Genomic DNA, 13,070 nt, shown 5'->3' with positions numbered 1-13,070 from the left:
GCACGGTCGCGACCCTCCGCTGGTTGACCATTCTGCCGGAAGCGGGCCCGCGAAGCGTATGGCAAAGCATGTTCGCAAACACACACCACGATTTATTCCTTCGTAAGCTCAACAATGGTCCTCTCTCCATTGATGGTCTCCACGGTGAACTCGACCTCGTCGCCATAACGAACTGAATCGAAAAGCAAACCGTCCTGTACCTTGAAGTCCGCAGTCGTGAGAGATGTCAGGCGCACGGTGATCCGATCATGGCGCTGGTCCACCTCCGCGACGACTCCTCGCAACTTTTCTTGCGGCCTAGCTCGGATTGCCAGCGCTGGAGTGAGATCGTCGAATTGGCTCGTCAGGACCTGTTGGTTTGCCTCACGATCCAAACTGATCGCCGGTGCATCAAGAGGACGCGACGCGACATGCGCCGGAGCGAGTAGCGCGGCTGAGATCCCGAGAGCCCGGATGCTGACGCGGCTTATCCGGAGCAGGCTTGCTATCCGGATGCGCGACAGGTTTGCGCAAACGTCGTTATCGCGGGCGAAAAGTGGAATCCGAGAAGAGAAGTTGATGGCAGACATGCGGCGTCCTTGGTGAAGTTCGGACGCGATTCTTGGGCATGTCGCCTCGTGGGGGGATCGCACGCCCCCATAGATCGAATAGACCGATTGCCGTCGCTGCTGTCAATCGGCTGTCAGATAACCAGCAAGACTCCCGAAATCAGCAACAAAGCGAGGACGATCTTTCGGAACATCTCTTCGTCAATGGAGTCAAACAGTCTCAGCCCAAGCCATGTTCCGATTAGCAAGCACGGCAAACCCATCACGAAGAGTTTAACAGTCTCGCTGGTCACCGTTCCCTTTCCTCCAAGCCAGAGCGCTGACATGAGGAAGGTCGTAACGGCAACGGGCTGGAATATTGTGCGTTGAAGGTCCTTGGACCAGCCGCGCAGGCCGCACCAGATCGTCACCAGTATGCCTGCTAAGCCGGTCAGGCCTCCAAGGACGCCGTTGAGGAAGCCAACCGCAGCGTCGGCCGCGCTCCCTCCGGTGGAGATCGGTTTTAGGCTGGGTCGGAGAAGTGCGTAGAGACTGTACGCAGCGAGGAACGCACCAACCGCGATGCGGATGGTTCGAGGATCGGACCAAGTCAAGAGAGACACGCCCGTCGGAACCCCGAGAGCGGCGCCGACGATGAACGGCAGCAATTTGCTCCCATCGAGCGCGCGGCGCAGTCTCCAGACTGAGTAGCCTTGCACCAGAAGACCGAAGCCGACGATCAATGTCGCGCTCTGCAGCGGCGTGAGGATGTAAAGCCATAGCGAAGCCGCCACAAGCCCAAAGGCAAAGCCCGAGAGCCCAGCAACAAATGCACCCGCAAAGGTCGCAAGCAGAAATAGCGGAAGTTCAAAAGTGGGCCCGTCCATGCGCTCGCTCCATAGTAAAGCGAGCAGCGCTTGCATGGGGCCACCATTTTACGGGGAGGCTGCGACGTCCCCGATCAGTAAACTAGTGCAGGAAGCGAACGGCCGCAACGAGCGACGGTTTTACGCCGCCTTTCCTATTCGCAACGGCGATCAGGAAGGATTACTGACCGTTGCTTGATCTTCAATCGTCTGCGTGAGGACGGATCAGTCCCCGCTCTCCTTGAGCGGGTTCAAGGACCAGCCCAGCTTCTTGAGCTGCCGCAGATCCCTGGAAGCCTCTGCCAAAAGCCAGTCGCGGAACGTGACGATCTTCGGCTGGGCTGCCGTCGCCTTCGGACAAATGATCCAGTAGGTCTTCGAAAGTCGCAATGCTTCCGGAAACGGCCGAACCAGCCGCCCGTTGATCAGGTCCCATGCCGCCAATGTCGTACGGGCAAGTGCGATACCCTGGCCGTTGATCGCCGCGTCGATTACCATGCTTGCCCGATTGAGCACCGGACCGTGGATGATATTTGTGTCGTTGACACCCGCCGCCTGCAGCCACCTGGACCAATCTGCCCGGGTGTCCATATGGATCAGCGGATATTTGAGAATGTCGGCTGGCTTGCTGAGCCGTCGCCGACCCGAGAGAAGCTTCGGACTGCAAACGGCAAAGAGCTGCTCGGCGCTCAGCTTGATCGTATCGAGCCCGGGCCAATTGCCCTCGCCATGGCGCACCGCAAGGTCGACTTCCTCTCGCGCGAAGTCGACGTGATGAAGCGTCGCGGAAACGCGAAGGTCGATCCCGGGGTGAGCTTCGGCGAAATGGCCCAGCCGGTGCACGAGCCATTTGGCGGCAAAGTCTGGCGAGGTGCTGACGGTGAGGACGCCGGCGCTTTGCCTTTGCAGAAGCCACTCGGTGCCAACCGCAATACGGTCCAGCGCATCGCGTACGATGGTGAGATAGTCCTTGCCCGCCTCGGTGATGATCAGGCGCTGGCGCTCGCGATTGAACAGCTTGATCGCAAGCTCAGCTTCCAGCGCCTTGACCTGATGGCTCACGGCGCCCTGCGTGACGCAAAGCTCCTCGGCTGCGCGGGTAAAGCTTTCATGCCGCGCCGCGGCTTCGAAAGCCTTCAGTGCATTCAGGGGCGGCAAGCGCGGACGCATCGCACAAAGACTTCGTGAGAAAAACTAGGGCCGGCCAGAGAAACGATGCTTTGCCGATCACGGCCCGCTGACCTTATGGGAAAGCTCCAACGCAGCATTTCATGAGATTTGGAGCTTGTCGATGTCAACCGTTGCCCGTAACGCCTCGCCGCTTCGGCTGATCCGGCCGGCCAGTCTGCTCCCACAACTTCATCAGGAAAATTCGGTGCAAAGGCTCGGCGCTCCGGGACGCGGGCTTCGGGCTTGGTCCGCGCGGCGCGGGCTGCGTCAGGCACTCCGCGATCTGGCCGACGACCAGCATCTGCTCGCCGACATCGGCCTCACGCGCGAAGAGGCGCTGGACGAAGCCGCTAAGCCGTTCTGGCGATGACAAGCGCCCGTCGCGAACAAGATAGAGGAGGAACAGATGGCAGAGCCAATCGTCTATGGTTTCCCGCGAAGCACCTACGTCAACATCGTGCGGTTGATTCTGACGCACAAGGACGTAGCGTATGGCTTTCATGACCTTGAACCGGTGATGGGCAAGCGTGAGCATCTGGCGCTGCACCCGTTCAACCGGGTCCCGATTCTTCGGCACGGCGACTTCACGGTCTACGAGACCAGCGCGATTGCCTCCTATGTCGACGAAGCCTTCGAAGGGCCAAAGCTGACGCCGAGCGACGTCCGCCTGCGGGCGCGCATGAACCAGTGGATCAGTGCGGTCAACTCCTACTACTACCCCTACATGATCTATCACGTGACCCACGAACGGCTGGTCTTTCCGGAACTCGGCCTCGCGTCCGATGAAAAGGTCGTGGCACACGCGATGCCCAAGGTCGAGCTTGCGCTTGGCATGGTGGAGCATGAATTGGAACACGGCCAAGACTACCTGCTCGGCACGGAAATCACGATCGCGGACTTCTTCCTGCTTCCGAGCACATTCGCCTTCAGCCTGACGGACGAAGGCAAGGCGATGTACCCGAACTATCCGGCTTTTTGCCGATGGCGCGAGCGCATGGAAAACCTGCCGGCGACGCGAAAGCTTCGCGCGATCCTGCCGCCGCGCGAACCGATTCCGCATGCTCGCGAGTGGGCGAATTCGCACCGACCGAGATACTGACCCTGCAAATCCAAACTTGTCGGAAACCGCGGCGAGGCAAGGATGCCTCTGCACACCGCATTCGCCCCCAAGACCCGGCGCGTCTTCATCGCGCATATCCGCGCAACACGGTCGAGGTGATCGGTCACGCTGCGGGCAAACACGAAGCGACCCTGCGGGGATTCCAGTAGAAATATATCCCTCATCGCTGGAACCTTTGTCGGCTGCCTCTATTTGCTCGCTGTCCAATGCTAGGAGGTAGATACTATGACGAAAATGCTTTTAGCGACGGTCGCCGTTCTAGCATTTGGGGTACCTTCATTTGCGCAGCAGGACAAAACTACCGGACAAGCGCCCCCATCAGGCAGTTCCGCGTTCTACGTAGCTCAAGATCCCGCGACGATGAAATGTAAAGTTGTCACTGCCCAGCCTGCCCCTGGTGAAATGAAGGTTATCGGCACGGCTCATCCGACACAGGCGGAAGCGCAAACAGCTTTGGCGGCTGAGAGAACTTGCGCCAAGTAATGAAGTGAAGGCGCGAGTATGGGGATGAGGCATTGGTTCGACAAAACTACTGACCCGACGCCGCAGGCCTCGGCGTCGATGTTAGGTATTCTCGCGAACCATCGCCGACCGAACCACCGTTCCAAGCGGCGGAATGCCCTTTGTGGTCGCCAAGACCGGTGTCGCCTCCGACAGGCCCGCCGTAATCTCAATGCGACCGTTATCGATGAGACCGGTCCTGACGGCGAGGCGCGTGACCCGATCGGCAGCGATGGCGTAGACGAAATTGCCGCCATCATCCGAACCTACGGCAGCGGTGGGTAGGGTAAGCGCATCGGGCCGTCGGTTCATTTCCAGTGAGACCTCCGCATACGTGCCGGGATAAAGCCGTTCGTCGGGATTGGGCAAGTCGATTTCGGTCCGCATGTCGCGGGTCTCGGGATCGAGGCGCAGTGAGAAGCGGGTTACCTTGCCGATGAATGGCTTACCGTCGAATCCAGACGGCTTGACAACGGCCGGATCGCCGACGTGAAGGTGAGGCACGTCGTCCTCCGGAATGTCGCAGAACACCCTGATCGTATCGATCCGCTGCAGTGTGAAAAGCGATCCGGCGGACGGCGTTGTCCGCGTGGCCGCGGCGGCCTGGACCAAATCGCCCCGGTTCACCTGGCGCCGCGCGACCACGCCATCGAAAGGCGCCACGATCTGCGTATAGGCGAGCAGCGTCTTGATCCTCTCCACGGTCGCGGCGGCCACATCGACCTGGTGGGCCGCGAGATCGCTGTTCGCTTCCGCGACACCGAGATCTGCCTTGGCGATGGCCGCGTTGGCGTGCACCTGATCGAGTGTCCGGTCGCTGATGAAGTTCCGTCCCTGACCCAGCTGCTCCCGGTCCTTCGCCAGGGCGTCCTGAAGCGCCAGCTCGGCCTTGTTGTGATCCAGCTGACGGCGCGCGCTCTCCAGCGCACTTCGTTTGGATTCCAGCTCGGCCTTGGCTACGGCAAGCTCCTGCTTCATTTCCGGAACGTCGATGACGGCGAGCACTTGACCTGCCTTCACGTGATCGCCGATATCGACCCGAACCTCTGACAGGTATCCGGCGACTTTGGCGAAGAGATCCGCCTCCTCAAAAGCTTCGAGGGTCGCATTGGTTTGAAGACGTTGAGCCACCGTGACTCGGCGTGGCCGCACAACCTCGACCCGCGGAGGGTCATCGATCTTTGTTTGCTTCACTGGTGATGGCGATGCCGCCAAATGTTGCCGTTCAACAGCGATGGTTCCTGCTGCGAGGCCGACTAACAAGACCTTGATGACGGTTCGGCTTGTGAAATTCATAGTACGTCACCTTTAGGATCCATTCTGGCCATTCGTCTATTCCGCCGCCAGCTCGCGGGACTTCGCTGTTCGGTCGCCAGCATACCGCACCGCCCCGAGCTGCGACTCCGGCTCAAAATGGCGGCAATGCGGGTCGTCAGGATCCAGCGACGCGGAAATCGGCGTATGTCGCGACTGGAGTATGGCTATGATCGCGGGCAGTATGATGAGGGTAACGCAGGTTGCGCCGAGCAGACCGCCGATCACCGCCCGCCCAAGGGGTGCGCTTTGCTCTCCGGCTTCTCCTAGTCCGAGTGCCATCGGCAACATTCCCGCCAGCATCGCAAAACTCGTCATCAAGATCGGACGCAGGCGGCTTCGTGCGCCTTCGATGGCTGCCTCCCACGGCTCGCGGCCTTCGGCGCGGCTGCGCTCTGCGAAAGTTACAAGCAGGATGGCATTTGCCACGGCGACACCGATCGCCATGATCGCGCCGATGAACGATTGAATGTTGAGCGTGGTCTGGGTCAACCAAAGCATGACTACAACTCCCGCCACTACGCCGGGAATCGTCAATCCCACTGCCAGGGAAAGCCGGAACGACTGGAAGTTGGCGGCCAGCAGCAGAAGAATGACGCCCACCGCTGTCAAAAGTCCCAGACGGAGGCCGCCGAACATCTCCGCCATCGGCTGGATCGCCCCGCGCAACGTCACACTCACCCCATTTGGCGGCTTTCCCACGTCGCTGATCGCCTGCTGCACATGGCTTGCTACGCGTCCTAGATCCTCACCGTAGATGTTCGCGCTAAGCGTCAGCATCCGTTGCATGTTGTAGCGATCATATTCGCCGAGCGCTGTGCTATCCGTAACGTGAGCAAGATTGCGAAGGTCGATCTGTTGGCCCGATCGGCGAGCGATTGGCAGGTTCTTCACCTGTTCCAGCGAATTCATCCGGCGCTCAGGGATCTCGACTTGCACCTGATATCCAATGCCGCTCTTTGGATCGGCCCAATAATTGGTCGAGGTGTAGCGGCTGGATGAGGTACCCGCGACGATCGATTTCGCCACGTCGTCCGTCGTCACTCCCAGAACGCCCGCTCGCTCGCGGTCGACGGCGACCGCAACGGTCGGGTAATCAAGCTCCTGCTCGAATTCCAGATCTCGCAGCGTCGGCACCTGTCCCAGCCTCGCTCGCAGCTTATCGGCATATTGGCGGCTGTTGGCGAAGCTCGGCCCGCTCACGGCGACTTCGATCGGCGTTGGCGCGCCGAAGCTCATCACCCGGCTGACGATGTCGCTTGGCTCGAACGAGAAGCGTACACCCGCGAGTTCCTGCGGCAACTTCTTGCGCAGCCGCTCCTTCAAATCCTCGATGCGGATTCCGGCGCCACGCTTTAGCTGCACCTGCAGCACAGCTTCTTCGGACCCGGAACTCCAGAGATAGACGGTATTGATCGGGTAGTTGGGCGGCTGCGTTCCGACAAAGCCAAGACTAATGTCCACATTGTCAGGCCCCACCTCGCGCTTGATGATATCGAGTGTTCGCAGCGCAATCTGCTCGGTACGCTCGATCCGAGTTCCCGCCGGAGCCCTAAGATGCAATTGCATCTGGCCGGTATCCACGGTCGGAAATATCTCTGTGCCGAGCGAGCTGCCGACCACGAGAATGATGGCCCCGGTCGCAACCAGGTAAGAAAACACGGTAATGCGTCGGTGCTTCATGATCGTGCGCGTAAGCCGATCGTATCTGGCGCGGAATCGATCAAAAACGCTCTCTTGTGATTTGTGTTGCGTGTCCGGATTGCGCAGCATCCAGACCGACAGTACCGGCACAAACGTGCTCGAAAGCAGATACGACCCCACCATCGCGAAGCCCACCGCCAAGGCGAGCGGCACAAAAAGATTGTGCGCTGCGCCGGTCATGAAGAAGGCTGGAATGAACACCGCCAGAATGCAGAGCATGGCCACGAAGCGGGGCAGCGTGGTTTCGGCCGTGGCTAAGCTTGCGGCGCGGGCGAGGCTATGGCCATCACCGAGACGCGTGTGAATGTTCTCGATGGTGACGGTCGCTTCGTCGACCAGGATGCCGACAGCCAATGCCAACCCACCCAGCGTCATGATGTTGATCGTCTGACGCGATACCCAAAGCGCGATTACCGACGCCAGGATCGCCAGCGGAATATTCAGGACGACAACGAGCGAACTGCGCCAGTCCCGAAGGAAAAGCAGCACCATGAGACCCGTTAGGACGGCACCGAGCGCTCCTTCAACGAATAGGCCCTGGATCGCGCGAGTCACGTATGGGGATTGATCGAACTGGTAACTTACCTGAACGTCGCTTGGCAGTACGGATTCGAATCGTGGCAAGTTGGCTTTGACGGCCTGGACGACCGCGAGGGTCGAAGCGTCTGCTCGTTTGGTGACAGGGATATAGACGGTGCGGCGCCCATTGACGAGTGCGTAGCCGGTCTGAATGTCGGCACCGTCTTCGACCGTTCCGACATCACGTATGAACACGGTCTGTGTTCCGTGCGAGCGGATGGGAATGTTACTCAGCCCCTTGAAATCTCCGACAACAGAGTTAAGGGGCACCATCGGCATGAGATCGCCGATGCGGACATTGCCAGATGGACTGATCGTGTTGCCGGCGGCCAATGCCTGCACCGCCTCGTCCGGCGACATGTTATAGGATCGCAGCTTGTCGGGATCCAAATGAACCAGGATGGTCCGCTGGCTCGATCCGAACGGCGGCGGTGCCGAAACGCCTGGCAAGGTCGCAAACAATGGGCGTACCTTGAAGAGCGCCGCGTCCTGTAGTTCGGCGACGGTTTTCGTCTTGCTGGTGAAGACGAGATCGCCGACCGGAACGCTGCCACTGTCGAACCGCATCACGAATGGCGGCACCGTCCCCGCAGGCATGAACGCGCGAGCGCGGTCGACGTAGGCTACCGTCTCCGCCGTGGCCTGCGCCATGTCGGTGCCGGGATGGAATTGAAGTTTGATCAGCCCTGCGCCCTGGATCGATTTGCTTTCGACATGTTCGATGCCCGTAATGTAGAGGAAGTGGTACTCATAATAGTTGACGATGAATCCTTCCATCTGGGCTGGGTCCATGCCGCCGTACGGTTGGGCCACGTACAGAACGGGCACCCCGAGATCTGGGAAGATGTCGCGGGGCATGCGATCGAGCGCCAGAAAGCCCACCCATGCGACGGCGATAACCATCGTCAGAAGCGAGATCGGCCGTCGTAATGCGAACGACACTAGTTTCATTGTGCCGCCACAGCCCGCGCGACATCGCCTGTGCGGTCGGGCGCGCCTCGACGGTGCCAACAAAAAGCAGCCGTACGCTTCGGGGAAAAATGGCACATAGCACGGTCCAAGTCCTCAGCCCCGACGTCCAGCCATGACGTCGAGCGAATGAGCAGAACTTGGACGGCGGGCCGTCTTGGGATGCCGGGGGTCTGCGGACCCCGACATCCGTAAAGTAATTCAGTGAACGCGGTCGAAGAAGGGCGCGGACTGGTCTGCACCGATTTGTGCTTCTCTGCGAGAAGCGCACGATAGCGTTACTCGCCACCCGAAAGCCGCTGATACAGAACCCTCTCGATCGTATTACTTACGCGGCTTCCAGACCGCGTCCCGCAGTTGCGTCACTGACGTGAAAAGGCGTTCCCGTTCCAATGAAGTCTTGAGCTGCAAGTATCGCCGCAATGGATGGTGATACTCGCTCGTCCGGCCACATCGTCCATATCGATATCATGTACCTGACCGCGCCAGACTTCGCGGGCCTGTTGCCGTTGTTTGGACACGAAGACGCGATGAATGCAGCCCGCCGAATTGCAGAGAGCCGACGACCGCGCACAATGAAACTGATCGAAGTGGAGCGAAATGAACTCCTCCCCATTACGCCCTTTGAGATATCGCAGAAATCCTGTCCGAACGCGTGGCTCGTACTCACCACAAGCTCTCTGTGCCGCACGGACGGCCGAGCCGACTTGCTGAGGAAGTCTCTGCAGCCTATCGGTCGAAAGCACCGACCAGTCGTTCCGACTGCCGATTGCGCTGAGCGCCGATGCTGACGAAGTAATGCTCAGTACAAACAACATTGTAAGCGCCATGCTGTTTTTCATGTCGCCGCTCCTGTCTTGACCTGCCCCAAACGCGACGGCGAGATGAAGTTACACCTATTGTCGGGCTCCCACAGCGATCCAGGGGCTGTCGCAACGGAAATATTTCCGTACGACGTCAGCACGGGATGAGTTTTCCCAAGGGCGGTCCTTCCCCCGGAAGTCTGGCGGCTGTCGCCTTGACTGAAAACCGCATCGGCATTATCGGCATGGCCCAAAATCTGCCAACTGACATCCGCACCAACGATGACAAGATCTTCGATTGGTTGCGCGAGCACCATCCTGACGGACAGGGGCTATTCACGGGTTATGACAAGCGCCATGTGCTGGCCGAGGGCCAGACTGTGCTCGATATCCTCGTGCCGGCTGCACGCGCAGCGATTGCCGATGCCAGCTTGGACATCAGCCAGATCGACATCGTCATGGGCTGCCTCTCTCCGAATACCTATTTCGTACCGCCGGATCTGTTCGCGCTGACGAGAGATCTGAAGCTCTCGGAAAGGACGCTGACGATTCCGTTGGCGAATGATTTCAGCAATTTCAATGTCGGAGTGGCACTGGCCGACGCCATGATCCGCGCCGGGCGTGCGCGCAACATCCTGGTCGCGATCGGCGGCGGCTGGACAACCATTATGGATTACCACACGCCGCAGTCGGTGAGCGCGGCCGACGGCGCGGCCGCTGCGGTGGTGGGCGTGGCGGCGCCGGGGCAGCAACCGCGCTGGCGTCTGGTGGATACCGAGGTGATCGCCCAGGAGCAGAATTTCGGCGATATGTTTCTTATCGGCGACCGTCGCCAAGTGCGGTTTGAACCCGGTGCTTCGGACCCGAGTCCGCAGGCCCAGAACTGGACCGGTCCCTACTACCACGTCACCGAATCGGGTCTGAAGCATTTTGGCACCTTCGGTGGCCAGACGGCGCCGCACGCCGTGAGCCCGCCTCCTGCAACGCCAGGGCATCTCTTCCAAGGACGTTACCCTGACCGGCCACCAGGCCTCGCAGACATTGCTGGATGTCTGGCAAAAGACGCTGGAGCCCGGCGCGACGTTCTTTACGCTCGCCGAAAACGCCAACATGACAGTCGCAAACATCCCCGTGAATCTGTGCCTGATGCAGGGCAAGGTGAGCACACCATGGGTCGTGGCACTCAGCCTCGCCGGCGACATGCACGCCCACGCCATGCTGCTGCGGGCGCCGGAGAAGTGAGACGGTTTCAGAAGGAGTTCGCTCGCTTTCTCCAAGCGCGAAGACGTCGCGTCGCCTAGCATGAAAAAGCGCGCCGAGCGCATTCTACGAGCGGCCTGGTTTCCTTGCGCGAGACGCAGAAGAGACAGGAATGCCCCATCCGAAATGGGCAAAGACCATGACCCTGCCAAACCAGCAGCAATATCACAAGCTGATCGAAGATTGTACCGGACTGGCCACAACGTATGTGGAGGCGCGGTGATACAGCGACTGTGCATCCCGCACTTGCGACCTCAGTCGAGGCTCAACTTCTTCGATCAAAATCGACGACGATCGTGATACTCATCTCCTTTGGCGGCGGATCGAACGGCGCGCTTGCGCGAATGGTTTGCAGCGCGCTCGCGTCGACCTTGGATTGCCCGCTGCTTGTTACAATCTTCAGACTGTCGGAACGAATCCGCCCGTTGGACAGGATGAAGAACGTGACGGTAGCGGAACTGGCGTGCCCGCCGCCAGGATTGACCAGATGGGCTCGCACCTTCTTTGACAACAGTTTGGCGTACTCCCTGAGCCGATCGGCCTCGGTCTGCTCGCCTTGATCGTGTGCGCGTCCTGTTTCTGCTCGCCGCCGGAAACATTGGTTGATCCCTCATTGCTTGGCGTCGGCTCTTCCGGCCGTGGTGCGGGCGGAGTCGCGTACTGCTGCGAAGGGCTTTCCGCGGCGTCCGGTGGACGATCGTCCGGCGGCTGAGGGTCGGTGGCCCCGGATCTCCCGGACTGCGCCTGCTGCTCCGGAGCGGCCTTTGTATCCTGCATGACCTTTTGTTCGGTCTGGATGTCGGCGGCAGCGCCCTGCAGCTCGACAACCAGCACCGGAGGCTCGTCAGGCGGTTCGGCAAAGGCATGCAAGATGAGCGGCAGGCCCAAAAGCAGGTGCAAGGCGATCGACGCGACGAGACACCAGGGCAATGTGACGCGCAACCGCCTTTTCACCGTTGGATCGGACATCGGCTGCTTGCTCCAGCGTTCGCCAAGCTCTATCTGGCGTTTTTCGTTTGTACCACGACTTTGGTAAAATTCAGTTGCTTGAGGACATCTGTCACGTCGATGAACTGCTGGAACTGGATCGCGCGATCGGCGCGTATCAGAAAGGACGTTTCGGGCGGCAAGGATTTCACTTGGCTTCCAAGTTCTTCCTTCGACAGGGATTGCCCATCCAGGTAAATCCGGCCATCGGCGGTGAGATCGATGGTGTTGTCTTGATGCTTCTGCGCCTGCGAATGCGAAGCCTGCGGCAAGGCGACCGGAATACGTCCGGTCGCAATGAAATTCGCCGTGGTCAGCACCATCGTGAGCAGCACCAGCATGATGTCCACGAGCGGGATGACATTGATTGTCTCGAAGGGTTGTTCATCCATGCGCGATCTCCCATTGGAGCAGCAGCACCTTGCTCTTGCGCAGCAGCGCGTTGTAGACGACGACCGAGATCAGCGCGACCACGAGCCCCGCCGCCGTCGCCTTCAGGGCAAGCGCGAGGCCCACCATGATCTTGCCTACGTCCGCCGAGGCGTCGAGACCAAGATTATAGAAAGTCAGCATGATGCCGAGCACGGTGCCGAGCAATCCGATATAGGGCGCATTCGAAGCGACGGACGCAATCACGACCAGCCGCCGGCTCAATTCCAGCTCAAGCGCCTTGATCTTCGTGAATGCCTTGATGTCGATCGAACGGTAGAAGAACAGGCGTTCCAGGCCGATGGCGACGACGAGGATGTTCAACACGACCAGAAGTCCGATCACGCCGTAGTCGATCGTAGCCGACAGCCATTCCATCTCCATGGTGAATGTCCCTCAAGACAGTTCAAGAAAACAGTATCCGCAAGCGTGAACTCGCTCGAGTGCTCAGAACATCAGGCCGATCTGAAACAGCGCCTTGGTTCCCCGGTCGTAGCTCGCAGCGGCGCTGTTCGAGCCATAACTGCGCGCGACCTGCGCTTTCAGAAGCAGGAACTGCGTCGGCAGATATTCGTAAGTCGCGTAATAGCCGAGGCCGACGTCGTTCAGTTGAGTATAGGCGTGCTGCAGAGTGGTGAAGGCCGCGTTCTCCAGCCAGACGGCGCCCTGCGTGTACCGAAAACCTTGTCCGAGTTGATGATGTGACGGATTCGGCTAAGGTGGCGGGATGATCGGGCTTCTCTGTTTCGTGCGGGCCGTCGTGACCTCGCCGTTCAGGTCGAGGTTGCAGCTTGAAGCTGAGAACGCGGCGCTTCGACATCAGTTGATGGTCTTGCGGCGG

At 59.8% G+C, this 13,070-nt stretch carries 13 protein-coding genes; 4 read left to right on the top strand and 9 right to left on the bottom strand.

Annotated elements, in window-relative coordinates; genetic code table 11:
• Positions 1 to 92: 92 nt before the first annotated feature.
• The 3 genes from AC5ZG1_RS38635 to AC5ZG1_RS38625 form a co-directional block, all read right to left on the bottom strand.
• A complete protein-coding gene (locus tag AC5ZG1_RS38635; protein ID WP_456645075.1) occupies positions 93 to 569 on the bottom strand; it encodes a hypothetical protein in 477 nt (158 codons plus the stop codon).
• 113 nt (positions 570 to 682) lie between these two features.
• Positions 683 to 1,450: a sulfite exporter TauE/SafE family protein gene (locus AC5ZG1_RS38630; RefSeq protein WP_496136031.1), complete on the bottom strand. Its 768-nt coding sequence runs from the start codon at positions 1,448 to 1,450 to the stop codon at positions 683 to 685.
• A gap of 168 nt (positions 1,451 to 1,618) precedes the next feature.
• The gene (locus tag AC5ZG1_RS38625; RefSeq protein ID WP_496136030.1) at positions 1,619 to 2,551 is read right to left on the bottom strand and encodes a transcriptional regulator GcvA; all 933 of its coding nucleotides are present in this window, start codon (positions 2,549 to 2,551) and stop codon (positions 1,619 to 1,621) included.
• 133 nt (positions 2,552 to 2,684) lie between these two features.
• On the opposite strand from AC5ZG1_RS38625, the gene AC5ZG1_RS38620 reads away from it, so the two are divergent.
• From AC5ZG1_RS38620 to AC5ZG1_RS38610, 3 genes are all read left to right on the top strand, one after another.
• Positions 2,685 to 2,933: a DUF1127 domain-containing protein gene (locus tag AC5ZG1_RS38620; RefSeq protein WP_456646784.1), complete on the top strand. Its 249-nt coding sequence runs from the start codon at positions 2,685 to 2,687 to the stop codon at positions 2,931 to 2,933.
• Positions 2,934 to 2,969: 36 nt separating this feature from the next.
• Positions 2,970 to 3,662, top strand: coding sequence for a glutathione S-transferase family protein (locus AC5ZG1_RS38615; RefSeq protein ID WP_496136029.1), 693 nt, complete (start codon positions 2,970 to 2,972; stop codon positions 3,660 to 3,662).
• Between the two features lie 246 nt (positions 3,663 to 3,908).
• Positions 3,909 to 4,166 carry a hypothetical protein gene (locus tag AC5ZG1_RS38610; protein WP_456646782.1) on the top strand — a complete coding sequence of 86 codons (258 nt, stop codon included), beginning with the start codon at positions 3,909 to 3,911 and terminating at the stop codon, positions 4,164 to 4,166.
• An 81-nt stretch (positions 4,167 to 4,247) separates the two neighbouring features.
• Here AC5ZG1_RS38610 and AC5ZG1_RS38605 read toward each other — a convergent pair whose 3' ends face one another.
• The 3 genes from AC5ZG1_RS38605 to AC5ZG1_RS38595 all read right to left on the bottom strand — a co-directional run bounded on the left by AC5ZG1_RS38605 (position 4,248) and on the right by AC5ZG1_RS38595 (position 9,592).
• Positions 4,248 to 5,399, bottom strand: a complete 1,152-nt coding sequence (locus AC5ZG1_RS38605) for an efflux RND transporter periplasmic adaptor subunit (protein WP_456646781.1) — start codon at positions 5,397 to 5,399, stop codon at positions 4,248 to 4,250.
• 117 nt (positions 5,400 to 5,516) lie between these two features.
• Positions 5,517 to 8,732: an efflux RND transporter permease subunit gene (locus AC5ZG1_RS38600; protein ID WP_496136028.1), complete on the bottom strand. Its 3,216-nt coding sequence runs from the start codon at positions 8,730 to 8,732 to the stop codon at positions 5,517 to 5,519.
• 380 nt (positions 8,733 to 9,112) lie between these two features.
• Positions 9,113 to 9,592, bottom strand: coding sequence for a hypothetical protein (locus tag AC5ZG1_RS38595; protein ID WP_456646779.1), 480 nt, complete (start codon positions 9,590 to 9,592; stop codon positions 9,113 to 9,115).
• A 125-nt stretch (positions 9,593 to 9,717) separates the two neighbouring features.
• On the opposite strand from AC5ZG1_RS38595, the gene AC5ZG1_RS38590 reads away from it, so the two are divergent.
• A complete protein-coding gene (locus AC5ZG1_RS38590) occupies positions 9,718 to 10,854 on the top strand; it encodes a hypothetical protein (protein WP_496136027.1) in 1,137 nt (378 codons plus the stop codon).
• A 224-nt stretch (positions 10,855 to 11,078) separates the two neighbouring features.
• On the opposite strand, the gene AC5ZG1_RS38585 is transcribed toward AC5ZG1_RS38590, so the two are convergent.
• From AC5ZG1_RS38585 to exbB, 3 genes are all read right to left on the bottom strand, one after another.
• Positions 11,079 to 11,420 carry an energy transducer TonB family protein gene (locus tag AC5ZG1_RS38585; protein WP_496136063.1) on the bottom strand — a complete coding sequence of 114 codons (342 nt, stop codon included), beginning with the start codon at positions 11,418 to 11,420 and terminating at the stop codon, positions 11,079 to 11,081.
• A 391-nt stretch (positions 11,421 to 11,811) separates the two neighbouring features.
• A complete protein-coding gene (locus AC5ZG1_RS38580) occupies positions 11,812 to 12,192 on the bottom strand; it encodes an ExbD/TolR family protein (protein WP_496136026.1) in 381 nt (126 codons plus the stop codon).
• Entirely contained in the window at positions 12,185 to 12,613 is a 429-nt protein-coding gene (gene exbB, locus AC5ZG1_RS38575; protein WP_456646776.1) for a TonB-system energizer ExbB, read from the bottom strand. The genes AC5ZG1_RS38580 and exbB overlap by 8 nt, the downstream gene beginning before the upstream one ends.
• Positions 12,614 to 13,070: the final 457 nt, after the last annotated feature.

The organism is Bradyrhizobium sp. Leo78 (assembly GCF_059512425.1).
The sequence above is the reverse complement of the archived record's forward strand: the minus strand, read 5'-3'. Positions and strand labels throughout refer to the sequence as shown.

Coding starts and splice junctions, on each gene's coding strand:
- AC5ZG1_RS38635 (WP_456645075.1), bottom strand. CDS start 569: ATGTCTGCCATCAACTTCTCTTCTCGGATTCCACTTTTCGCCCGCGAT.
- AC5ZG1_RS38630 (WP_496136031.1), bottom strand. CDS start 1,450: ATGCAAGCGCTGCTCGCTTTACTATGGAGCGAGCGCATGGACGGGCCC.
- AC5ZG1_RS38620 (WP_456646784.1), top strand. CDS start 2,685: ATGTCAACCGTTGCCCGTAACGCCTCGCCGCTTCGGCTGATCCGGCCG.
- AC5ZG1_RS38615 (WP_496136029.1), top strand. CDS start 2,970: ATGGCAGAGCCAATCGTCTATGGTTTCCCGCGAAGCACCTACGTCAAC.
- AC5ZG1_RS38610 (WP_456646782.1), top strand. CDS start 3,909: ATGACGAAAATGCTTTTAGCGACGGTCGCCGTTCTAGCATTTGGGGTA.
- AC5ZG1_RS38600 (WP_496136028.1), bottom strand. CDS start 8,732: ATGAAACTAGTGTCGTTCGCATTACGACGGCCGATCTCGCTTCTGACG.
- AC5ZG1_RS38595 (WP_456646779.1), bottom strand. CDS start 9,592: ATGAAAAACAGCATGGCGCTTACAATGTTGTTTGTACTGAGCATTACT.
- AC5ZG1_RS38590 (WP_496136027.1), top strand. CDS start 9,718: ATGAGTTTTCCCAAGGGCGGTCCTTCCCCCGGAAGTCTGGCGGCTGTC.
- AC5ZG1_RS38580 (WP_496136026.1), bottom strand. CDS start 12,192: ATGGATGAACAACCCTTCGAGACAATCAATGTCATCCCGCTCGTGGAC.
- exbB (WP_456646776.1), bottom strand. CDS start 12,613: ATGGAGATGGAATGGCTGTCGGCTACGATCGACTACGGCGTGATCGGA.